This window comes from Labrenzia sp. R5_0, assembly GCF_017743835.1.
GTDB classification, from domain to species: domain Bacteria; phylum Pseudomonadota; class Alphaproteobacteria; order Rhizobiales; family Stappiaceae; genus Roseibium; species Roseibium algicola.
On record NZ_JAGHRK010000003.1, the window covers coordinates 718,205 to 739,510 of the forward strand.

Annotated in this window: 21 protein-coding genes, 1 tRNA gene and 1 pseudogene; 7 read left to right on the plus strand and 16 right to left on the minus strand. The window is 58.5% G+C overall.

Annotated features, from left to right (window positions below; genetic code table 11):
• Positions 1-84: 84 nt before the first annotated feature.
• Genes J7447_RS18700 through pcaF form a run of 3 tightly spaced genes read left to right on the plus strand, consistent with a single transcriptional unit; the run spans position 85 to position 2,690 of the window.
• Entirely contained in the window at positions 85-816 is a 732-nt protein-coding gene (locus J7447_RS18700) for a 3-oxoacid CoA-transferase subunit A (protein ID WP_209170546.1), read from the plus strand.
• A 1-nt stretch (position 817) separates the two neighbouring features.
• On the plus strand, positions 818-1,486 hold the full coding sequence (locus J7447_RS18705) for a 3-oxoacid CoA-transferase subunit B (RefSeq protein ID WP_023002267.1): 669 nt from the start codon (positions 818-820) through the stop codon (positions 1,484-1,486).
• 1 nt (position 1,487) lies between these two features.
• A complete protein-coding gene (gene pcaF / locus J7447_RS18710) occupies positions 1,488-2,690 on the plus strand; it encodes a 3-oxoadipyl-CoA thiolase (protein ID WP_209170547.1) in 1,203 nt (400 codons plus the stop codon).
• A 66-nt stretch (positions 2,691-2,756) separates the two neighbouring features.
• Here the strand turns inward: pcaF and J7447_RS18715 are convergent, their stop codons facing one another.
• The 12 genes from J7447_RS18715 to rpmH form a co-directional block, all read right to left on the minus strand.
• Positions 2,757-3,137, minus strand: coding sequence for a hypothetical protein (locus tag J7447_RS18715; protein ID WP_209170548.1), 381 nt, complete (start codon positions 3,135-3,137; stop codon positions 2,757-2,759).
• A gap of 130 nt (positions 3,138-3,267) precedes the next feature.
• Positions 3,268-4,131, minus strand: coding sequence for a LysR substrate-binding domain-containing protein (locus tag J7447_RS18720; protein ID WP_023002264.1), 864 nt, complete (start codon positions 4,129-4,131; stop codon positions 3,268-3,270).
• Positions 4,132-4,194: 63 nt separating this feature from the next.
• The gene (locus J7447_RS18725; protein ID WP_209170549.1) at positions 4,195-5,097 is read right to left on the minus strand and encodes a DUF817 domain-containing protein; all 903 of its coding nucleotides are present in this window, start codon (positions 5,095-5,097) and stop codon (positions 4,195-4,197) included.
• 133 nt (positions 5,098-5,230) lie between these two features.
• Positions 5,231-5,974: a pyrimidine 5'-nucleotidase gene (locus J7447_RS18730; RefSeq protein WP_023002262.1), complete on the minus strand. Its 744-nt coding sequence runs from the start codon at positions 5,972-5,974 to the stop codon at positions 5,231-5,233.
• Positions 5,971-6,858 carry an acetylglutamate kinase gene (argB, locus tag J7447_RS18735; protein ID WP_023002261.1) on the minus strand — a complete coding sequence of 296 codons (888 nt, stop codon included), beginning with the start codon at positions 6,856-6,858 and terminating at the stop codon, positions 5,971-5,973. Before argB ends, J7447_RS18730 begins: the two co-directional genes overlap by 4 nt.
• A gap of 98 nt (positions 6,859-6,956) precedes the next feature.
• A complete protein-coding gene (yihA, locus tag J7447_RS18740) occupies positions 6,957-7,604 on the minus strand; it encodes a ribosome biogenesis GTP-binding protein YihA/YsxC (protein WP_023002260.1) in 648 nt (215 codons plus the stop codon).
• Between the two features lie 136 nt (positions 7,605-7,740).
• Positions 7,741-8,421 (minus strand): CatB-related O-acetyltransferase, encoded by a 681-nt coding sequence (locus J7447_RS18745; RefSeq protein WP_168686389.1) that lies wholly within the window; start codon positions 8,419-8,421, stop codon positions 7,741-7,743.
• 228 nt (positions 8,422-8,649) lie between these two features.
• On the minus strand, positions 8,650-9,309 hold the full coding sequence (locus J7447_RS18750; RefSeq protein ID WP_023002258.1) for a transglycosylase domain-containing protein: 660 nt from the start codon (positions 9,307-9,309) through the stop codon (positions 8,650-8,652).
• Positions 9,310-9,536: 227 nt separating this feature from the next.
• Positions 9,537-10,541 (minus strand): hypothetical protein, encoded by a 1,005-nt coding sequence (locus tag J7447_RS18755; protein ID WP_209170550.1) that lies wholly within the window; start codon positions 10,539-10,541, stop codon positions 9,537-9,539.
• Between the two features lie 465 nt (positions 10,542-11,006).
• Entirely contained in the window at positions 11,007-12,827 is a 1,821-nt protein-coding gene (gene yidC, locus J7447_RS18760; RefSeq protein ID WP_286189295.1) for a membrane protein insertase YidC, read from the minus strand.
• A complete protein-coding gene (rnpA, locus tag J7447_RS18765) occupies positions 12,824-13,234 on the minus strand; it encodes a ribonuclease P protein component (protein WP_023002254.1) in 411 nt (136 codons plus the stop codon). Before rnpA ends, yidC begins: the two co-directional genes overlap by 4 nt.
• Before the next feature lie 59 nt (positions 13,235-13,293).
• Positions 13,294-13,428, minus strand: coding sequence for a 50S ribosomal protein L34 (rpmH, locus tag J7447_RS18770; protein WP_006934271.1), 135 nt, complete (start codon positions 13,426-13,428; stop codon positions 13,294-13,296).
• A gap of 325 nt (positions 13,429-13,753) precedes the next feature.
• Between rpmH and J7447_RS18775 the strand changes: the two genes are divergently transcribed.
• From J7447_RS18775 to J7447_RS18790, 4 genes are all read left to right on the plus strand, one after another.
• Positions 13,754-14,575 (plus strand): TVP38/TMEM64 family protein, encoded by an 822-nt coding sequence (locus J7447_RS18775; protein WP_023002253.1) that lies wholly within the window; start codon positions 13,754-13,756, stop codon positions 14,573-14,575.
• 36 nt (positions 14,576-14,611) lie between these two features.
• Positions 14,612-16,042 (plus strand): FAD-dependent oxidoreductase, encoded by a 1,431-nt coding sequence (locus J7447_RS18780; RefSeq protein WP_209170551.1) that lies wholly within the window; start codon positions 14,612-14,614, stop codon positions 16,040-16,042.
• An 82-nt stretch (positions 16,043-16,124) separates the two neighbouring features.
• Entirely contained in the window at positions 16,125-17,597 is a 1,473-nt protein-coding gene (locus J7447_RS18785) for a HAMP domain-containing sensor histidine kinase (protein ID WP_209170552.1), read from the plus strand.
• Between the two features lie 215 nt (positions 17,598-17,812).
• Positions 17,813-17,889, plus strand: a tRNA-Arg gene (locus J7447_RS18790).
• Positions 17,890-18,436: 547 nt separating this feature from the next.
• On the opposite strand, the pseudogene J7447_RS31545 reads toward J7447_RS18790, so the two are convergent.
• The 4 genes and pseudogenes from J7447_RS31545 to J7447_RS18810 form a co-directional block, all read right to left on the minus strand.
• Positions 18,437-19,402: pseudogene (locus J7447_RS31545) on the minus strand (recombinase family protein); the annotation flags it as partial.
• A complete protein-coding gene (locus tag J7447_RS18805; protein WP_209170553.1) occupies positions 19,399-19,734 on the minus strand; it encodes a hypothetical protein in 336 nt (111 codons plus the stop codon). The gene J7447_RS18805 and the pseudogene J7447_RS31545, both read right to left, overlap by 4 nt.
• 161 nt (positions 19,735-19,895) lie before the next feature.
• Positions 19,896-20,018 (minus strand): hypothetical protein, encoded by a 123-nt coding sequence (locus tag J7447_RS31350; protein ID WP_286189298.1) that lies wholly within the window; start codon positions 20,016-20,018, stop codon positions 19,896-19,898.
• 102 nt (positions 20,019-20,120) lie between these two features.
• Positions 20,121-20,897, minus strand: a complete 777-nt coding sequence (locus J7447_RS18810; RefSeq protein WP_209170554.1) for a hypothetical protein — start codon at positions 20,895-20,897, stop codon at positions 20,121-20,123.
• Between the last annotated feature and the right edge of the window lie 409 nt (positions 20,898-21,306).

The following is a 21,306-nucleotide window of genomic DNA, read 5'->3' on the forward strand; positions in this document are numbered from 1 at the left end:
GGCGGGCTGGCCCAGAGTTCAGGAGACAGCCTGTCCTCTTGCAAGCGCCGGCCGCTTCAGGCGTTGCCCGAAAAGGAGACAAAGATGGACAAGACGGTTTCCGACCTTGCCACCGCCGTGGCGGGGATCGAGGACGGCATGACGGTGATGATCGGCGGCTTCGGCGGTTCCGGATCTCCTATCGAGCTGATCCATGCGCTGATCGACCGCTATCGCGAAACGGGGCATCCGAAGGACCTCGTCATCATCAACAATAATGCCGGCAACGGTCATGTGGGCCTGGCCGCACTTATTGAAGCGGGCATGGTCCGCAAGTTGATCTGTTCTTTCCCGCGCTCTGCCGATCCGGTGGTCTTTACCGAGATGTATCTTGCGGGCGGCATCGAGCTGGAGCTGGTGCCCCAGGGCACGCTCGCGGAGCGGATCCGCGCGGGCGGAGCAGGTATTCCCGCCTTCTACACACCGTCGTCCTACGGAACGGATCTGGCAAGGGACAAGCCCGTCGGCGAATTCGACGGCCGCATGTACGTGCAGGAACGCTGGCTGAAGGCCGATGTTGCGCTGGTGAAAGCCGAAACAGCGGATACCTTTGGCAACCTGACCTATCGCATGGCAGCCCGTAACTTCAATCCGCTGATGTGCATGGCTGCCGCGGAGGCCATCGTGCAGGCAAGCCGGATCGTCGAAGCGGGCGGGATCGACCCCGAAGTCGTCGTCACACCGGGTATCTTCGTACAAAAGATCGTTGAGGTGGCAAATCCGCTGCAGGAAGAAGACCTCAACCGCGCCAATGCCGCCTATCCGCTGGAGGCCTGAGATGGAAAAGCTTTCAAACAACCAGATTGCCTGGCGCGCGGCACAGGATATTGCCGACGGCGCCTATGTGAACCTCGGCATCGGCTTCCCGGAAAAGGTCGCCCAGTTTCAGCCAGAGGGACGCGAGGCGATCTTTCACACCGAGAACGGACTTCTCGGCTTCGGCCAGGCCCCGGAGCCGGGTTCGGAGGACTGGGACCTGATCAACGCCGGCAAGAAAGCCGTCACGCTGAAGCCAGGCGCGGCCTTTTTCCACCATGCCGACAGCTTCGCGATGGTGCGCGGCGGTCATCTGGATGTGGCCATTCTGGGCGCTTATGAAATTGCCGAAAACGGCGACCTCGCCAACTGGTCGACCGGCCCCAAGGGTGTGCCTGCAGTCGGCGGGGCGATGGATCTCGTGCATGGTGCCAAGCGGGTTGCCGTCATCACCGACCACGTCACCAAGAACGGCCAGCCGAAACTGGTCAAGCGCTGTTCGCTGCCGCTCACCGGTGTCGGCTGCGTGACTCGCGTTTATACCAGCCTTGCGGTGATCGATATCGAGAACGGCCGCTTCGTGTTGCGTGAAAAACTGCCCGGCCTGTCGCTTGAAGATCTTCAGGCGGTGACCGGTGCTGAGCTTCTTGTTCCCGGCGCTGTCGCCGATCTTGTTGTTCCCGAGGTGTGAAATGGCTGAAGCCTTTATCTGCGACTATATCCGTACGCCCATCGGCCGCTTCGGCGGGGCGCTGTCCTCCGTCCGCGCCGATGACCTTGGCGCCATTCCGCTGAAAGCGCTGATGGAGCGTAATCAGGACATGGACTGGGCGGCGGTCGAGGAAGTCTTTTTCGGCTGCGCCAACCAGGCTGGTGAAGACAACCGCAACGTGGCGCGCATGAGCCTGCTGCTTGCCGGGCTGCCGGAAACCGTGCCCGGCACCACGTTGAACCGCCTGTGCGGTTCGGGCATGGATGCGGTCATCAGTGCGGCTCGGGCCATCAAGGCGGGTGAAATGGAGCTGGCGATTGCCGGCGGCGTGGAATCCATGTCCCGCGCTCCCTTCGTCATGCCCAAGGCGGAAACAGCGTTTTCACGCCAGAACGAGATTTTCGACACCACCATCGGTTGGCGTTTCGTCAATCCGCTGATGAAGAAGCAATACGGCATCGATTCAATGCCTGAAACCGGCGAGAATGTTGCCGAAGACTATGCCGTCTCCCGCGAGGACCAGGACGCGTTTGCCCTGCGCTCGCAAGAAAAGGCGGCGGCAGCACAGGAAAACGGACGCCTGGCACGGGAAATCACTCCGGTGACTATTCCCCAGCGCAAGGGCGACCCGATTGTCGTCGACAGGGACGAACATCCGCGCGCAACCTCGCTGGAAGCTCTGGCCAAACTGCGGGCACCCTTCCGCGAAGGCGGCAGCGTCACCGCGGGCAACGCGTCCGGCGTCAATGACGGTGCGGCAGCCCTGATCGTTGCGTCCGAGGCAGCGATCCGCAAGTATGGTCTGACGCCGATCGCCCGCATTTCCGGCGGTGCGACGGCAGGTGTCGAACCGCGCATCATGGGCATCGGCCCGGCACCGGCAACCAAAAAGCTGTGCGAACGGCTTGGCATCAAGCCGACTGATTTCGATGTCGTCGAACTCAACGAAGCCTTCGCAAGCCAGGGCATTGCCGTCCTGCGCCAGCTCGGAATTGCCGAGGATGCACCCCACGTCAATCCGAACGGCGGCGCCATCGCACTCGGGCACCCGCTCGGCATGTCGGGCGCACGTATTGCCGGCACGGCTGCACTGGAGCTGCAGCAGCGCGGCGCAAAGCGCGCCCTTGCAACCATGTGCATCGGTGTCGGCCAGGGTATCGCGATCGCGCTCGAAAGCGTCTGATCGTCGGTCGGCAATTGTCAGGTGGAACGGCCGGGCATCATGCCTGGCCGTTTCGCTATCTGCTCCTCAAGGATTGAGGACGATCACCTTGGTCTGACCGCCATTGCAGGTGTAGCAGCAGTTGGAACAGCGATTGCGGTTCTTGTAGCCCACGCCCCAGTAGAGATTGTTGCGATTGCGCACCCAGGCGCCATAGCAGACCTTTTCGCCGCGCTGGCAGGATATGTTGATCGTCTTAGTCGAAAAGTCGTCGAGCACGTAGATCTTCTTGTTGCCCGGCCAGACGTGTCCGCGGCGGGTATCGGAATAGAGTTCCACATCGACAATGTTCGGGTGTTTGCTTTCAAACCGCCAGTGCAGTGTTTCCGCTGATGCCGGCAAGGCAGCGGCGGTAAAATAAACAAATGAGAACGCCAACAAGACGGCGCTCAAAAGCCCCTTACGCATAATACTTCCCCCAAAGTATCCCCATGAAAAGCTGCGCCGGACCATTGTGTTGAATGGTTATCTGGCAGCTCGCGCAAATAATGAGGCCTTTTTGAAGAAGATGGCAAGCAGGCGTTGCCAATTGCAGTGTTCAGACAGTGGTTTGCAGCCAGTCCCGAAAGGCGGCAACGGGGCGGGTCAAGGTGCGGGCGGGCGAGCGCACAAACCAGTATCCGGTCTCCAGTTCAACCAGTTTCCAGTCCGGCATGATCAGGTGCCCCGCCTCCAGTTCCTGGGAGACGAAGCGTCTGTCGATCACGATCGCGCCCATGCCTGCTATGGCAGCCTGGATGGCGAGATCCCGGCTCTGCAGCACGGTTCCCGATTTCGTGTCGGAATGGCTGAGCCCGGCCTCCTCCAGCCAGCGCACCCAGTCGCCACGCCGCGAGGCGCTGTGCAGAAGCCTGAGGCCGCTCAGAACGGATGTGTCGGTGGCATCCTTGCCACGCAGCAGACCGGGTGCCAGGGCCACCGCCAGGTGTTCCTTCCACAACAGGTGGCTCTCGACACTCGGCCAGTTTCCGGTGCCCAGCCGTATGGCGCAATCGTAGTTTTCGCGATCGAGATCAACCATGCGAGTGGAGGCGGACAACAGCAGTTCCACATCCGGCTGGCTCGCCTGGAAATCCGGCAAGCGGGGGATCAGCCAGCGGGTGGCAAAGGTCGAGACGGTGCTGATCCTCAGCTCCGTCCGGCCGCGCCGACGGAAGCTGTCGACAGCCTCTTCGATGCGGTCGAAGGCATCGCCCATGCTCAGGGCCAGGCGCTGTCCTTCTTCTGTCAGGGTGAGCCCGCGACCATCCCGGTTGACCAGCGTCGCACCAAGCTCGTTTTCCAGCTTGCGCATCAGGTGGGACAGCGCCGAAGGCGAAACCCCGAGCTTTTCGGCCGCAAGCGACGCACGCCCGTGGCGGGCCAGCAGGGAAAAGGCATGTAGCGCACGCAGGGACGCCATGGTCGATCTCCGGAAAGTTGAATATTCTTCAATAATGAACCCCGGAGACCCTGTCGAGATCGGTCAGGCCTTTTCGGCGGAACTTTCCCTTTTCGGCCTGTTCACAAGGGTGACCAGTACGAAGGAAATGATCATCAGAAGCACCCATGCATTCAACTTTGCGATTGAAACCAGTGTCCATGCATCGGCCTGGTCGGGATACTGCCAGGCGCGGGCGAAAGTGCCGATATTCTCCGCAATCCAGATGAACAGGGCGACCAGAAAAAAGCCCAGCACCAGCGGCATCTTGTGCCTGTAGCGGAACACCGAATAATGGACCCAGGTTCGTCCAAAGAGCAAAAACAGCAAGACGAAAAGGCCAAGCCGCAGGTCGATGATGAAATGGTGGCTGAAGAAGTTCACGTAGATCGCGAGCGCGAACAGCCATGTGGTCCACAACGGCGGATAACCGCTATAGGCGAAGTGGAAGATCCGGGAAACGCGGGCGAGATAGCTGCCGACGGAGGCATACATGAACCCGGTGAACAGGGGCACGTCACCGGTGCGGAACAGGCTTTCCTCCGGATAGACCCAGGACCCGGCGGAGGTCTTGAAAATCTCCATGACCGTGCCGACCACATGAAAGATCAGGATGATCCTGGCTTCGTCCAGCGTTTCCAGACGCGTGGCCAGCATTGCGATCTGAAGACCGAGGGCCGCGAGAAACAGGAAGTCGTAGCGACTGAGCGCGGCGTCTTCCGGATAGACGAACCGCGTCAGAAGGATGATTGCGAGCAACAGGCCGCCGAAGATGCAGGCATAGGCCTGCTTCAGGCCGAAGGCGAGAAACTCCGTCGCCGCCAGACCGAACAAGCCCTTGCCGAAGACCGGACGCAGCCTGTGCAGGAGGTGATTGATGAGCCTTTCCGTTCCGGAGCCTGGACGGGAGGGGGCTTGTAGAGGTTGGACGATCCCGGTGGGTAACATGTAACGCCTCAGCTGAAGATACCGGCCGGTCCGCAAGCGGCCGGCAGGTCTTCTATGCATCTGGCGATGTGCAGGAACTGTGCAGTGCCTTCACAGTTTTCTGCAATATTGCGGGCTGACCTGCGGTCGGGCGCTAGCTGATGGCGCCAAGAACGGCCTTCAGGAACCCGGTCAGTTCATCGGTGACGAAATCCACATGCGGATAGGGTTCGCCTTCCATGTCCCAGGTCTCCTGGAACACGTCCCGCGTGCCGGTCGGCAGGATCAACGTCGTGCACATGCCAAGTGCATGCGGCACGCTCAGGTTCTTGGCCAGGTCCTCAAACATGGCAGCACGTGCCGGCGCGACGCCGGTATGTGCCAGGAAACGTTCGTAGGTGACCTTGTTGGGCTTGGGCACAAGATCCGCCGAGACGATGTCGAAGATATCCTCGAAATGATCCGCGATGCCGAGCGCAGCCGCCGTGCGTTCCGCATGTGGGCGGTCGCCGTTGGTGAAGATGAACTTCCGGCCCGGCAAGGCCTCGATCGCGGCTGCAAGGTCCGGATCGGGTTTCAGGGTCGAGTAGTCGATATCATGGACGAAACGCAGGTAGTCGTCCGGGTCGATGGCGTGGTTGGTCATCAGCCCGCGCAGGGTCGTACCGAACTCGTGGTAGAGCTCCTTCTGATGCGCCATTGCCTCATCGGGCGGCAGGTTCAGGATCTTCTGCACATAGCGCGAGATCTGTTCGTTGATCTGCGGGAACAGGTCGCTCTCGTGCGGGTAGAGCGTATTGTCCAGATCGAAGACCCAGGCTTCGACGCCTTTGAAGATCCTCAGGTCGCGGCGATGAGCCTGCGGGCCCTCGTGGGGCAGGGGGCGTTTTCCTGTCACGGGCGGATCAACGTCCCTGCGCCGCCGTCGGTGAACAGTTCCAGCAGTACCGCGTGCGGCACCTTGCCGTTCAGGATGACGACGCCTTCAACGCCGCGGTCCAAAGCTTCGATACAGGTTTCGACCTTGGGGATCATGCCGCCGGAAATGGTGCCGTCGGCAATCAGCTCATGCGCCTTGGCAACGGTGAGCTGCTTGATCAGGTTGCCGTCCTTGTCCAGAACGCCGGGCACGTCCGTCAGGAACAGCAGCCGTTTGGCGTTGAGCGAGCCTGCAATGGCGCCGGCAGCGGTGTCGGCGTTGATGTTGTAGGTCTCGCCGTCTTCGCCCGGGGCGACCGGGGCGACAACCGGAATGATGTCTTCCTTGAGCACCAGCTTCAAAACGGTCGGGTCGACCTTGTCCGGTTCGCCGACGAAGCCGAGATCGAGAACGCTTTCGATGTTGCTGTCCGGATCAACCACGGTCCGGGTCAGCTTGCGGGCGGTCACCAGGTTGCCGTCCTTGCCGCACAGTCCGACCGCGCGGCCGCCTTCGGCATTGATCAGCTGGACGATTTCCTTGTTGATCGAACCGGCAAGAACCATCTCGACCACTTCGACGGTGGCCCTGTCGGTGACGCGCAGACCACCCTTGAACTCGCTGACGATGTTCAGCCGCTGCAGCATCTTGCCGATCTGCGGCCCGCCGCCATGAACCACCACCGGATTGACACCGGACTGGCGCAGCAGCGTGATGTCGCGTGCGAAGGCCTGGCCGAGTTCCGGATCGCCCATGGCATGGCCACCGTATTTCACGACAACGGTCTTGTTGTCGTAGCGCTGCATGTAAGGCAGGGCATGGGCAATGATGTTGGCGCGTGTGGCGGTGTCAGGCGTGGTCATGGAACGGAAATACTCACCGTGGCTGGGAAAACGTCTCGCGAAAGTCCCCTGCTATAGCCGGTTTGAAGTGGCTTCACAATCGGCGCAGGAGTGACGGGTCACTGGGTGGCCAGAAGAAACAGCTCCGCCCGCAGTTCGTCGACACCGCGGTTCTTTTCCGAGGACGTGGCCAGAATCTCCGGATGGGCGGCGACCCGTTTGCGCAGGATTGCCTTCGTGTCCTCGATGAGGCGAACGAGTTGCGGCGGTTTGATCTTGTCGGCTTTGGTCAGCACGACCTGATAGACGACGGCTGCCTTGTCGAGCAGTTCCATCGCTTCGAGATCGTTCTTCTTGATGCCGTGACGGCTGTCGATCAGAAGGATCACGCGGCGCAGGTTCGGCCGACCGCGCAGATAGGAAAACACCAGCTGGGTCCAGGCTTCCACCAGTTCCTTGGGCGCCTGCGCATAGCCGTATCCCGGCATGTCGACGATCGTCAGCGGCGTCTCGGGAGCAATGAAGAAGTTCAGCATCTGTGTCCGGCCCGGGGTTGCCGAAGTCCGGGCAAGGTCCTTGCGCCCGGTCAGCGCGTTGATCAGGCTGGACTTGCCGACGTTCGACCGCCCCGCAAAGGCGATCTCCGCTCCGGCCGCTTCCGGCAGGTTGGCCATGTCGGTGACGCTGGTGAGAAAATCCCACGGACGGCAGAACATCAGCCGGCCGGCTTCGAGGTCTTCATCGGAATATTTTTGTTCTTCGCTCATAAGCGCCTTCTACCCTGCCTGAAAGCAACCGTCACTAGTTTTGGCGTGCCGGTTCAAGCCTGCAACCCCGCAACGCGCACCCATTTGAAAGGGACGCCTTGCAGGTCTTTTGGTCCGCACGGCCAGACCGTTCGGATCAGGCGCTGTTTCGTTTGGCATCACACTCACCGCCCAACCCTGTCGCGGCCGCCTCCAGGGCCTCGATATCCGCGCCGCGGATCGCATTGAGGTTCCGGGAGATCGTCTCGGCCGGCCAATCCCACCAGGCGATTTCAAGCAGCCGTTCGATAGTGGCTTCATCAAACCGGAGTTTTACCACCCGGGCAGGATTGCCGACCACCACCGCATAGGGCGGGACGTCGGACGCGACCACCGCGTGCGCGCCGATGATTGCCCCGGAGCAGATGGTGACACCGGGCATCACTGTTGCATTGGTTCCGAACCAGACATCATGACCGACAATGGTATCTCCCTTCAGGTGGTCGAAAATGGTCGCAGGATCGAAGCCCTGTTCCCAACCGTTTTGGAAGATGTTGAAAGGGTAGGTCGAAAAACCCGTCATGGCATGGTTGGCACCACTCATGATGAACGTCGTTCCCTGCGCCAGCGCGCAGAACTTCCCGATCTTCAGCCGGTCGCCGACAAAGTCGAAGTGATAGCGCACATTGCGGCTTTCAAACTCCGCTGCGTGGTTTTCATCGTTGTAATAGGTGAAGTCGCCCACTTCGATGGTAGGGCGGGTGATCACGTTTTTCAGGTAAACCGTGTGCGGTTCGCCGTTGAAGGGATAGAGCGTATCGGGGGACGGGCCGTGCATGGGGCCTCCTTAAAAGCAAGAAAACAAGGGAAACTGGAAAACGCGTGTTGGACGCGGTTGACCTGCCGGTGAGCGGCTTCGCCTTGCGGATCAGGTCTTGCTTTATCGGATCATTGGTCCAGGCACTCCAAACGGGATCGGTTGAAAGACGCGAGAGCCTCGCGTCAAGGGTCGGGATAAAAACACGAGGTTCCGGCGCCGGTCAAGGTGGAACCTTTTCGGGCTTGTCTATTTGTCGCGGCAGCCTTCCAGCCAGACGTCGCCATTGTCCAGCGGTGTGCAACTGCCGGCAACCAGGCGTTCGATCCGCGCAACCCGGTCTTCAAGTTTCGGATCGTCTTTTCCAAGATGGTATGTGGACGGGGCGATAAGGACCGCGACAAGGGAGAGAAATTCCCTCTCGGAAAGCTCTGCCGGAGCTTTCCCGTAAATGGCATTGCTTGCCCTGAAGAACCCGGTCATCCAACCGTCGGGCCCATGGCCCATTTCCAGGGTGTCGAGCCAGAGAGCCAGAATTTCCTGCTTGGTAAGCTCATGTTCCAGCCCGATTGCGTAACCGGTCTGCCGGATCTTGGCGATACCGGGCTGGAATGTTTCGAAACCGACGCGTTTGGCAAGCGATTGGGTAATTGTGGTGAGACCGCCTCCGGCGCTGGATAGATCAACACCGGAATGGTCCACAAAGCCGGGATCCTCGACCTGCAGCAATTTCGCAAGTTGCCTTGGCCCAAGATCGACACCGCCTCGGCCGCCGGCAATCAGCCTGTCGGCGCGCGCGGACAGGCGAAAGGCATCGGCTCGGGCATCGAGATAACCGGCAAATCCGTAAACAAAGGCGGCGGCAGTCAGAAGCAGGACGAGGGCGGAAAGGATTTTGAGTACGCGCAAGGGACACCTCCGGAAATATATCTCGAACCGTGTCGGGCAAAGCGGGCACTGTCATGATGGAAACGAGGCCTAAAGACGGCACTTGCCTGCGTTTTTCACATCGAGGGCTGCGGAGATGTGTGGTAGGCGACGACTCGAAAAAACCTGCGTGAGTGGGGTTCTTCGGGTCGGTCAAGAACCCCGTCGAAAGTGGACCGGACAGGTGGTGCCGGTTTCTGGAGTCGTGTTCAGGTGGGAATGCGAACCCGGGCTTCGACACGCCTTTCACCATAAGCCCTGTCCTGCGGCATTTGGACTGCCCTCGGGTCGTTGAACAGGAATTCGGAGATTCTCGACATCAACCTGATACGTGTGTGTCTGTTGCCTTCGTGAAATCCGATATCATTAAGCCCTCTCACATAGGCTTGGAATGTCGGGTCCGGGGCGTTGTCCTGCGGTGGCTTGAAATAGAGCTCACCTTGTCCGAACGCAGGCTGATAGCCGAAAAACGCCAGGCCAAGCAGTTCGCGCGCCAGCACACGCGGGTTCTGGAATGATGCTTTCCTGTTGGTTTGTCTGTCCGTGTACTGTCCGAAGGTCCAGAACATGCCGGCGTTCCGGTTCATGAACTCCTTCCAGTGGTTCTTTTGATAGTCCACGGTTCCCTTCACAAGGTGCTCTGCATTTCTCCGGTTGGTCACATGCGGCAGAATCTTCTGCAGTTTCGGGACCTCTTCGTCCAGCAAATCCTCGCCGCATTGGCGAAAAAGGCCGGCCTCAGCGGTTTCCAGCGTCAGACTGAAGGTCTTGTGGGCAGTGATCGCACCGATGATGAGTGCATCGTTGAGAAGAGGCGTCCACTTCTTTTCACTCAGGATGGCGCCTCCTGTGACGGGCACGGGAGGGATGATATTGTTGTCCGCGTCCGTGTGCGTGCCTTTGCCATCGTTGCGGGCTCTTTGTTCCGTCCGGACATGCTTCCTGGTTACGTCTTCCTGGATGCCGCTGGCAGCCGTCACACCGAAGTTTGCGATCAGGTTTTTGCACATTCGGATACCGGTGCCGCCAAGCAAGGTATATGGCATTCGGTTATTTGCGGCAGCCCTGTACAGATTGTAAGCAGCCTGGCAAAACTGGTCCATTTTGTCCCGATCCTGCCAGTTGGACCAGTTTTGAACCCACGCGTTGTCGTCCCAGTAACGCTGCCAGTGAGGTTCAACCGCTGCTTTGAAGGCGTCGTAGTCTGCGTACATGTTCACGTTCTCCACGATGTGGCCATGCTTGCGGCCGCACAAAAGGGATCAGGCGCACGCTTTGCTGTGTGCCGGTTTCTGTTTCAGGTGTTGGCTGGCTTGCTTGTGTCACCGGGTATTGAGCAGGCGCTTTCGGCTGCGAGCACCCGGCCGCACAAGCTGTTGCGTCTCTGGCAGACAATTTGATGAAAGAAGGGCCAAATGGCCAGTGACGCCCGTCACTGCGCTCGCATGGGCCTTGAAGTGGTCAACGCTGGGTCTTGTCGAGAAATGGCGAACTCTTGCCGGTCATTTCCATACCGAACATTCACTCGACAGGCGGAGCGGGACAAGGTCGGCAATGTCCTGCCGACGGAAGCCAGGGGGGGGCGTCATAAGAACATCAAAAGGTTCGATGACCGGCCTCTCAATGAATAAGCCCCACCGGTTGGCGGGGCTTATTGTTTTCAGGCAACTGCCAGAGGACTAACTCTTGTCGTCGGGAGCTGGCTTCTTGCGTTTGAAGAGCGCCCCCAGATTGTCCCAGAGCTCCACCTTGGCTCCCTGACGGCGCATGATCACATACTGCTGCGTCACGGACAGGGTGTTGTTCCATGCCCAGTAGATCACCAGACCGGCCGGGAAAGAGGCCAGCATGAAGGTGAAGATCACGGGCATCCAGGTGAAGATCATCTGCTGGGTCGGATCGGGCGGAGCCGGGTTCATCTTCATCTGGATGAACATGGTGATCCCCATGATCAGCGGCCAGACGCCCAGCATCAGCATCTGCGGCGGATCCCAGGGGATCAGGCCGAACAGGTTGAAGATGGTGGTCGGGTCCGGTGCCGAAAGATCCTGGATCCAGCCGAAGAACGGTGCGTGGCGCATTTCGATGGTGACGTACAGCACCTTGTAGAGTGCGAAGAACACCGGGATCTGCACCAGGATCGGCAGACAGCCGGCCAGCGGGTTGATCTTCTCTTTCTTGTAGAGCTCCATCAACGCCTGCTGCTGCTTCTGCCGGTCGTCGGAATATTTCTCCCGAATTTCCGTCATTTGCGGCTGCACGAGCTTCATCTTGCTCATGGAGACGTAGGACTTGTTGGCCAGCGGGAAGAAGATCAGCTTGACGATAACGGTGACAACCAGGATGGCGAAACCGAAGTTGCCGAACAGGTGGAAGAACCAGTCGATCGCGAAGAACATCGGTTTGGTGAGGAAGTAGAACCAGCCCCAGTCGATGAGGAGTTCGAACCGTTCGATGCCGAGCGCTTCCTCGTAACCGTCGAGAACCTTGGTTTCCTTGGCACCGGCAAACAGATACGAGCTGCTTTCGCCGGTCGAACCGCCTGCAATGGTCACACCGTTGCCGAGATAGTCGGCCTGAAAGACGTCGGTGGTGGCGGAGTGGCTGAAGCCCGGCTGGAATTCCTGACCCGGGGTCGGGATGAGCGTCGCGGCCCAGTACTTGTCGGTGATGCCGAGCCAGCCCTGGTCGACCTTGGCCGGCCGGATGGAGCTTTCTTCCATCAGATCGTCGTAATCGACTTCCTTGAGGCCTTCCGCGCCGAAGACGCCGAGCAGACCTTCATGGAGAATATAGATACCCTTGGTTTCCGGCATGCCCTTTCGAGCGATCAGGCCGTAGGGATAAAGCGTTACCGCGTCGGCGCCAGTGTTTTCGACCGCCTGATTGACGGTGAACATGTAGTTGTCGTCGACGGAGAAGGTGCGCTTGAAAGTGAGGCCCGCACCATTGTCCCAGGACAGTGTCACGGGGGTTGACGGGGTCAGTGTTGTCTCGCCGTCGATGGACCAGATGGTATCCGGGCCGGGCAGGGCGATGTTCGAACCCGGATCGCCGACCCAGCCGTAATCAGCGTAGTAGGGCTTGGGGCTGCCGGACGGTGAGAACAGCACGATGGTCGGGCTGCTCTTGTCGACGGTCTCGTGATAGTCCTTCAGCCGGATATCGTCGAGGCGGCCGCCTTTCAGATTGAGCGACCCTTCAAGGCTGGGCGTATCGATGGTCACGCGCTGGGAAGCGGCAAGCGCAGTATCCCGGTTGGCTAAGGCGGCCTGTTGCCCGGCCGCCGGTGCCGCGGTGTTGGCGCCCTGCGAACCGGTTGGTTGCGGTGCATCCGGGTTCGTTGTGCCGGTCGCGGCCTTTTGAGCGGCCTCCTGCTGGGCCTGAAGTTCGGCCTGCTGGCGTTCCAACTGAGGCGCGGCAACGAAATATTGCCAGCCGAGCAGAACAATCAGGGACAGAACGATCGCGAGAATCGTGTTGCGGTTTTCAGAAATCAACTGGATTTACCCCTGTTTCCTGCGCTGTTTCGATTGGGCTGCGAGCCCTGCCGGCGCGGTTTTCCCCGTCCGCGCGGCGTTTGCGGATCCAGCACCTGGCTCAGGCCAGACTTAAGGTCTGCAACGATTTTTTCAAAGGGAAGAGTGAGTGCGCTGTCGCGAGCGACAAGCACGAAATCCGCCTTTTGCGGGATATCTTCGGGCGCAAGTTCGGCCACGGCGGCTCGAAGCCTCCGCTTTATGCGGCTGCGCATAACCGAATTGCCGGTTTTCTTGGTAACCGTGTAGCCAACCCGCGACGCGTCGTCGCTGTCGCGGTTCAAGCCCTGAACGACAAAAGCGCGCCGGCCCAGCCGGCCGCCTTTGGCGACCGCCAGGAATTCGGAGCGCTTTTTCAAAGTGTCCATAGCGGCGGATTGGTGTTGGCAGTCGCCGCCAACCCGGCGCACTGCGGGCTGGTCGCCGATTAGGCGCTGAGGCTCTTGCGACCCTTCGCGCGGCGACGAGCAAGCACCTGACGGCCATTCTTGGTGGCCATACGTGCGCGGAAGCCGTGGCGACGCTTGCGGACAAGACGGCTCGGTTGATACGTACGCTTCATTGTTCTTCCCCGCGCGGCTAAGAGCGCGGCCCTTGTTCATTTTTTAAATTCTTTGGAGGAAGCACCCGAAGCGCCATGAAGAGCGCGGCTTTTCCAGCCTTGGGTCCGAATGCATGTCCCGGTCGAGCGCGCTTATAAGGGCCATGCCGCCTCAAGTCAACTTTGCACGCCTAAGATTCTGCGTTTTCCTTTCGATCACGCACAGGTGAACCTGAAACGGGCAAGCGTCACTTATCAGTGAAGCACAGTTCTTTTTACGAGGTTTAAGGTACATCTGCCTATCAGAACAAAAAAGCAGGGCGCCCCTGCGACAAGAAGCGAGCTGATGGAAGAGTGGATGCTGGGTGACGAGGCCAACAGGATGACGCCGCCGAAGGACACGGGGCAGACCGGCGGAAAGACGCAGGAACGCACGGCAGCCGAAAGGCTCAGAAAGTGGCTGCCACTGGCGGTTCTCGCAGGACTGATGGTGCTCGGATTCGCGCTTGGCCTGCACAAGCAGCTGACCTTGTCGAACCTCATCATGCAGCGGCAGGACCTTGCCGGTTATGTCGAGCAGAACCTGGTGCTCGCCATTCTCGCCTATGTGGCCATCTATACCGTGGCGGTCGCTCTGTCGTTTCCCGGGGCATCCTTGCTGACCATCGCGGGCGGTTTTCTGTTTGGCTGGGTAATTGGCGGTGTCGCAACGGTTCTGGGCGCGACGATCGGCGCCTGCGCCGTCTTTCTTGTCGCAAGATCCTCCTTCGGTGAGGTGCTCACCAATCGGGCCGGCCCCTTCCTTGCCCGTCTGGCCGAAGGGTTTCGCAAGGATGCGTTTCACTACCTCCTGTTTCTGCGGCTGACGCCGGTATTCCCTTTCTGGCTGGTCAACATCGCCCCGGCAATCTTCAAGATGCCGTTGCCCTCCTACACGCTTGCCACGTTTGTCGGCATCATTCCGGGCACCTTTGCCTTCACCTTCATCGGTTCCGGCCTCGACAGTGTCATCGCGGCACAGGAAGCTGCCAACCCCGGCTGCGCGGCGTCCGGAACCTGCCAGATCGACGTTGCTGCCCTGGTAACACCGCAGCTGCTGGCGGCGTTTTTTGCGCTCGGAATCGCCAGCCTCATTCCGGTGATCTTGAAAAAAGTCCGCAATCGTTAAACTTTCCGCCAGTTTCCTGCCGAATCGGAGCCCGTCATGGCCAATTTGCTGACCCCGGACATTTGCGTGATTGGCGCAGGCTCCGCCGGCCTGTCCGTTGCCGCGGCCGCGGCGGCCTTTGGCGTCGAGGTGGTGCTGATCGAAAAGGGGCTCATGGGCGGCGATTGCCTCAACTACGGCTGTGTGCCCTCCAAGGCGCTTCTGGCCGCCGCCAAGGCCGCGCACACGCAGGAAGCGGCGAGCCGGTTCGGAGTACATGGCGACAAGCCGAAAGTCGATTTTGCCGAAGCGAACGATCATGTCCGCAAGGTCATCGCCGCGATCGAGCCACATGATTCCCAGGAACGCTTCGAAGGCCTCGGCGTCACCGTCCTGCGCGAGCCGGCAAGGTTCACCGGACCCGATGAGGTGTTGGCCGGTACGGTCCGTATCAAGGCCCGGCGTTTTGTCATCGCAACGGGTTCCTCCGCTTTCGTTCCGCCTATTCCGGGCCTCGAGGACGTTCCCTATCTCACCAACGAAACCCTGTTCCAGTTGCGCGATCGACCGGAGCATCTGGCAATTATCGGCGGCGGACCAATCGGTCTTGAAATGGCGCAGGCCCACCGGCGTCTCGGTTCGAAAGTCACCGTGTTCGAAGCCCAGAAGGCTCTTGGCAAGGACGATCCGGAACTGGCGGGGGTGGTGCTGGATACCCTGCGTGCCGAAGGCATAGACATTCTGGAACAGACGGCGGTCGAAAAGGTCGGGCGATCCGGTGCGGGGCTTGTGATCAGTGCGAAGGGGGCGAACGGAAAGCCGGTCACGGTGGAGGCCTCTCATCTGCTGGTGGCGACCGGCCGTGCGCCCAACGTCGACGGGCTTGGTCTGAAAGAAGCCGGCATCGATCATGACCGCAAAGGCATTGCGGTCGACAAGGGTTTGCGAACGAGCAACCGGCGCGTCTATGCCATTGGCGACGTTGCCGGCGGTCTGCAGTTTACGCATGTCGCCGGCTATCAGGCAGGTCTTGCGATTCGCTCCATCCTGTTCCGGCTGCCGGTCTCCATGACCAGCGACATTGTGCCCTGGGTTACCTACACATCGCCGGAACTTGGTCATGTCGGCCTGAGCGAAGCCGAGGCCCGCTCGCGCTATGGCCACAAGGTCAAGGTGCTGACGGCGGACTATTCCGGCAATGACAGAGCGCAGGCAGAAGGCCTCACGAAGGGCCGCCTGAAGCTGATTGCCGGCCCGCGCGGCAGGCTGCTTGGCGCGGATATCGCAGGTGCCCAGGCCGGGGAGGTCATCAATCTTCTGTCGCTCGCCCTGTCGAAGAAGATGACCATGAAGGACCTTGCCGGGTTCATCGCGCCCTATCCGACACTGGGTGAACTCGTGCGCCGTGCGGCAATTTCTTACTATGCGGAAGCGCCCAAAAATGCTTGGCTGCGCAAAGCGATCGGTTTCCTGCGCTTGTTCGGGTGACCGCGGGTGCCATCTGTTTTAGAGAAGCTGTGGTACCATCGCTGATGCGGGGCCGGGGCCTTGGGATTTGGAAAGACGTGACATGAAACATGAGGGCGCGCCGCAAGGATCGGCTGTCCCGCAAGAACCCGCCGCCACGCCCGCTTCTCCCGGCGATGGCTTCGGGCATTATCGATTTGGTGGCCTGTCGGGCAAACTGCTGTTGATGACGGTGCTTTTCGTGATGCTCGCGGAAATCCTCATCTATGTGCCCTCGATCGCCAATTTTCGAAACACCTGGCTCACGGACCGGCTGACCACGGCAGGTGTCGCGGCTTCTGTGCTTGTGGAAACCAACACCATCGCCCCGCGTCTTCAGGAAGAATTGCTGCGCACGACCGGTGCGCTCGCGATTTCCCTCGACGAAGGCTCGCGGCGCAGCCTGATCGCCATGAGCAATGTGCCGGGCGAGATGGACTTCGTTGTCGACATGGCCGAAGTCACCCCCTGGTCGGCCATCCTGCACAGTTTCGAGATCCTCACCTATCGTGGCGACGGCGCCATGCGCATCATCGGTGTCGGCCAGATGGGCCATACCGAGCATGTCGATGTGGTCCTGCCCGTACGCCTTCTGCAACAGGACATGCTGGCCTTCTCCGGCCGCATTCTTGCACTGTCGCTGGTGATCTCGATCATCACCGCCAGCCTTGTCTACATCACCCTCAGGGCATTGTTCATCCGGCCGCTGCGCCGCCTGACACGCTCCATGGAACGGTTTGCCGAAAGCCCGGAAGATACCTCGCGTATCATGTCGATTTCCGGCCGCCGCGACGAGCTCGGCGACGCCGAAATCCGTCTGGCCGGCATGGAGGAGGCTCTTTCAAGGGCGCTTCATCAAAAGCAGAGGCTTGCTGACCTCGGTCTGGCCGTTTCCAAGATCAATCACGACCTCCGCAACCTGCTGGCCTCTGCACAGCTGTTTCTGGAGCGCCTGGAGCATGTGCCGGACCCGACGGTCAAGCGCCTTGCCCCCAAGATCCTGGCAACGCTCGACAGGGCGGTCGGTTACACGCAGGCGGTGATGTCCTACGGCAAGGCCCAGGAACGGGCACCACAACGCCGTCTGTTGGCGCTGAAGCGTGTCGGTGACGACGTGGCGGACGTGCTGGGTCTCGTGGATCATGCCACGGTGCGTTTCGACAACAAGGTCCCGGTGGAAATCGAGATCGACGCCGATCCGGAACAGATCTTCCGTGTGATGCTCAATCTCGTCCGCAATGCCTTTCAGGCGCTGGAGGCGGAAAAGGACGAAACGCTGGTCCGGCGGATCACCATCGAGGCCGAGCGTGAGGGCACATGTGTCCGCGTCCGGGTTTCCGACACGGGTCCGGGCATTCCGGAGAATATCCGCAAGGCACTGTTCAGGGCTTTCCACAGCGGCTCAAAAAACGGCGGCGTCGGTCTCGGGCTGGCGATTGTCGCCGAATTGCTCAAGGCGCATGGCGGATCGGTGCGGCTGGAAGACAACCGGACCGGCACGTGTTTCTGTTTCGAGGTTCCCGACCGCAAGCCATGAGCGGGAAGGGCGATCTTATTCACCGCTAAGTCTCGAGGAGTTCTGCGGCTTTCCGAACTGTGTGACAGTTCTTTGAAAAAAAGTTCAAAAAGGTTCTTGCAATCCCCATCGGACCGCAGTAGGTAAGCGCCCTGTCCGGGGCACACGACACGCCCCGCAGCGCCAAGACCGGTCATCGGCAGGTTCAACCGAGATGACAAGATCTTCGCAAATACGCACCGGTAGCTCAGCTGGATAGAGCACCAGACTACGAATCTGGGGGTCGGGGGTTCGAATCCTCCCCGGTGCGCCATCTCACCATCACATCCAAAAATCTGACCTAAGACCTTGAAGGGTAAGCTAAAATTTGCCGTTCTAAATCCCTCTTTGCGGGAGTATGCCAGCCGCTTGCTAAAAGCCAGTTTTAGCAGCGCATGACGGTCTTCAATTCTCTCCGAACGCCAGAGAATCAAAGGGTTTTTCAGAAATTCAAACGCCGTTCTAAGTGACTCGTCGAAGGTGCTCGCTGGCTTGGCGCTATAAGCGATGTTTTCCTTGAGCGTTTGCTTCTCAATTTCAAGCTGACGAACCTTATCCTCGTAAGCCTTTATGACACTTGGTACGGAAGCGTCGAGAATGCGTTCCAGCAGCTTCGAGAGCTGGCCCTCAATTTTAACGAGCTTCGCGCCCATGGCCTTCGCATTCGTTTCGGCCTGCGCGCCCTGGTACTCCCAGAGTTCCCTGAACATAGACTTGCCCACTTTAAAGAGGGCATCGCTCGGCGTTGCTTGACCGATCAAAGCCTCAAATTCGCCTTCGATCTTATCGCGGCGAATTGACTTGCCGTAGCTAGCGCAGCCGCGTTTCGGGCACAGGTAGTACGGATATTTTTTATTGGAGCCTTTAGACCAGCAGGCCGTCAAAGGCGTTCCGCAGTCGCTACACACGACATGACCACGCAGCGGGAAGTCCTCTTTCAAATCGGACTGACGCGGCGCGTAGAAGCCGCCCTTGAGGCGTTCTTGAATGCGCTGATAGGTCTGCGAAGAAATAATTGGTTCATGCTGACCAACGCGCATTTCAACGCCCCAGTTGGGCGCTTCGACATATCCGGCATACGCGGCTTGATTCAGCAACACCGAGACGCGCTGATGACGAACCTCACCGCGCGAGTCTTTTGGGAAGAGGGGATTGTTCAGTAAGAAGCGCTGAACGTCCGCCTGGCTGTCAAAGCGCCCAGAGGCATAGCCTTCCAGGGCCTCTTGAATGACAGAGGCGAGAGGCTCATCGCGAACAATCATTTTGCCGCGCCCAGAGACACGCTCATATTTGTAGCCCGCAGGAGCTTGAAAGACCCAATAGCCATTTTGGACGCGGGCCTTCATTCGGTTCTTGGTTTGCTCGCCATTCTTCTGGCGCTGATGCTGGGAGACGCTGGCGAGCAAGTTCTCGACCAGGATTGAATCCGGGTCTTCACCAAATTCAATAGAGGGAGATTCTAAAACCCCGCCAGCTTCGGCGATATCTCGGCGCAATTCCAAATGCGCATCCAGACCACGGGCTAGACGCGAGACATCGTCGATAATAATGCGAGTGCCTTTCACCTTTTGCTTGCGGACAAAAGAAAGCATCGAAATCATTCCGGGGCGTGCGGTAGTGCTACCGGACATATCGTCACTGAACACGCCAATCACCTGATAACCCTTGAGCCGCGCGAAGTCGCGGCAGCGGGTTTCCTGTGATTTTAGACCATCACCAACCTTGGTTTGCTTGGTGCTGGAAACGCGGCAATAGATTGCCGCTGGATATAAGTGAGTGTCACTCATGGCGATGCGTCCTCCCGTTTTTTGCTCGATGGCTTCTCCTCATTGTCTGAATGAGAAGAGTCTATCGCGTCGGGATTGCCCTGAGTCTCTAGAGTGAAGTTTTCAAAAATCTGCCCACAATTTTTGACGTCGAAGCCTAGTCTTACGAAGGAATACATCACCGACCATAGAACCTCTAAAAGCTCAATCTTTTCAGCTTCGCTCAGATCAAAGTCTTCCAACTCAGACATATAACGCGACGGATCGAGTTCCGGCGCTAAGACAGGAAGAGGGCGGTCTTCTATTTTGTCCGACGCGCTCCGATTGAAGTTCATCAAATCACCTTTTTGCATGATGCACCTCCTTTCTTGGTCGCGTCACAAAAAAGAATTCACTATACAGAACATATCAAGAACATTCAAGGAATAGATTCCTATTGAGGAAAGTATATTCCCAGTAGAATAAAGGTATTTGAGTGAAAAATAGGCGGCGGCGCAGCCGCCGCCATTCGTCATTATTTCTGCTTGCGATTTGCAGAGTCAGCCACTTTTTCCCAGTGGGCAGCAGTTGCGGACGGTTTTGCTCCGCCGTTTGCGGCGTTCGTTGCGACGCCTGAATAGGTCTTCTTGTCAGCCATGATTAGCTCCTCCTATTCGCACCGTCAGAAGTGACGGGCTATCAGGAAAGCAAAGAAAGTTAATTATGTCAAATAAAAGTTCTGATTTTTCGCGCCTCAATTTTATGGGCTTCTGCGGCGCTTTGTTTTGTAGACTGTAGACGCTGCTGCAAGCTGTCTTTCTGTGAAGCCTGCCGTGATCTGATCAATCTTCTGAGATGCGGTCGGGAGATTGAGTTCTTCGAGCGGCACTTTTCGAACCCTGGTCTCATAACTTCCAAGAGCGTTGTGCGCCTTTGTGTCCAGCTGGGAGAGTTCTTTGCGGCCAAATGAAATGCCGTCCATGTAGGGGCCGTATACCCGATTTAGAAAATCGATGATCTCACCGGATGTCTTTTTGTCGATGTATAGCTCTGGTGCTTTTTCCAGGGGCGGGACGTCTTCAGCCGCCAGTGCTTTCACGTAGGCCGAAAGCAACTGTCTTTTGTTGGGGCTTAAGCCCTTGATCTGTTTTTCTAACTCAGACAAGTAAAACTGATAATTATTATTCTTTAATTTTTCATATAAACTAGATAATTTGTCGTAATTATTCAATATATTTATTTCATTTACAGATAAATCCGCAAAGTAAGACAGATCAACATCCTCTAATTCAAGGGGTATTACTTGAAATAAGGGCTTAGTGTTGACCACACTAAAAATGCGGCCTTTGAGCCGCATCGTGAGTGTGTCCGCAATCTCTATATCAACATCGAGAGCCTTGCGGAGGCTAAACCGATTGGCTTCACCGCGCTCAGCACCGAGATAAAATTCACAGGCTTTAAACTCCAAAACACGGTCGTTGTAATTCTCGACCTCTGGCTTAGAAGCCGGAGACGGCTTCGATATCTTTTCTTCCATCAGGCTCTCCTGGGAATATTCTCTCCATATTTATCGGATCATATTTTTAACAGCAAGATATCTAGAGCGGGAAATTGACGCGCAGCTTCTCGATTGAAGCAGCGAGGCGTATGTTTCTGGGAGTAGGGTTCACGATGCGCCGATGAACCGACACAGCTTTTTTGGAAGAGGGGCATTTAGGCGAATAACGTTAAGTGCAAGATGTGCGGGGTAGTACCCGCAATCTTGGCAAGGGAGACGCTGCGCTCTCCCGTTGCATCCCTCTCGCCCTTGGCTCTTTCAGGGCATCGTGCCCGTTTCAAAGCCATCCAACCCGTATCGCCGGATTGAGCCACTCGCGGGAGATTTCGCTCTCCCTGCACGCATCGACTAAAGAGCCTCCGTGCCCCTTGGAGCCACTCTCATCATT

Bases quoted from the DNA above. Each gene is read 5' to 3' on its own strand.
- J7447_RS18755 (WP_209170550.1), bottom strand. From the start codon at position 10,541: ATGTACGCAGACTACGACGCCTTCAAAGCAGCGGTTGAACCTCACTGG.
- argB (WP_023002261.1), bottom strand. From the start codon at position 6,858: ATGACCACGCCTGACACCGCCACACGCGCCAACATCATTGCCCATGCC.
- J7447_RS18785 (WP_209170552.1), top strand. From the start codon at position 16,125: ATGAAACATGAGGGCGCGCCGCAAGGATCGGCTGTCCCGCAAGAACCC.
- J7447_RS18805 (WP_209170553.1), bottom strand. From the start codon at position 19,734: ATGCAAAAAGGTGATTTGATGAACTTCAATCGGAGCGCGTCGGACAAA.
- rpmH (WP_006934271.1), bottom strand. From the start codon at position 13,428: ATGAAGCGTACGTATCAACCGAGCCGTCTTGTCCGCAAGCGTCGCCAC.
- J7447_RS18725 (WP_209170549.1), bottom strand. From the start codon at position 5,097: ATGTTACCCACCGGGATCGTCCAACCTCTACAAGCCCCCTCCCGTCCA.
- J7447_RS18775 (WP_023002253.1), top strand. From the start codon at position 13,754: ATGGAAGAGTGGATGCTGGGTGACGAGGCCAACAGGATGACGCCGCCG.
- pcaF (WP_209170547.1), top strand. From the start codon at position 1,488: ATGGCTGAAGCCTTTATCTGCGACTATATCCGTACGCCCATCGGCCGC.
- J7447_RS18720 (WP_023002264.1), bottom strand. From the start codon at position 4,131: ATGGCGTCCCTGCGTGCGCTACATGCCTTTTCCCTGCTGGCCCGCCAC.
- yihA (WP_023002260.1), bottom strand. From the start codon at position 7,604: ATGAGCGAAGAACAAAAATATTCCGATGAAGACCTCGAAGCCGGCCGG.
- J7447_RS18780 (WP_209170551.1), top strand. From the start codon at position 14,612: ATGGCCAATTTGCTGACCCCGGACATTTGCGTGATTGGCGCAGGCTCC.
- J7447_RS31350 (WP_286189298.1), bottom strand. From the start codon at position 20,018: ATGGCTGACAAGAAGACCTATTCAGGCGTCGCAACGAACGCCGCAAAC.
- J7447_RS18715 (WP_209170548.1), bottom strand. From the start codon at position 3,137: ATGCGTAAGGGGCTTTTGAGCGCCGTCTTGTTGGCGTTCTCATTTGTT.
- J7447_RS18705 (WP_023002267.1), top strand. From the start codon at position 818: ATGGAAAAGCTTTCAAACAACCAGATTGCCTGGCGCGCGGCACAGGAT.
- J7447_RS18700 (WP_209170546.1), top strand. From the start codon at position 85: ATGGACAAGACGGTTTCCGACCTTGCCACCGCCGTGGCGGGGATCGAG.
- J7447_RS18810 (WP_209170554.1), bottom strand. From the start codon at position 20,897: ATGGAAGAAAAGATATCGAAGCCGTCTCCGGCTTCTAAGCCAGAGGTC.
- rnpA (WP_023002254.1), bottom strand. From the start codon at position 13,234: ATGGACACTTTGAAAAAGCGCTCCGAATTCCTGGCGGTCGCCAAAGGC.
- J7447_RS18745 (WP_168686389.1), bottom strand. From the start codon at position 8,421: ATGCACGGCCCGTCCCCCGATACGCTCTATCCCTTCAACGGCGAACCG.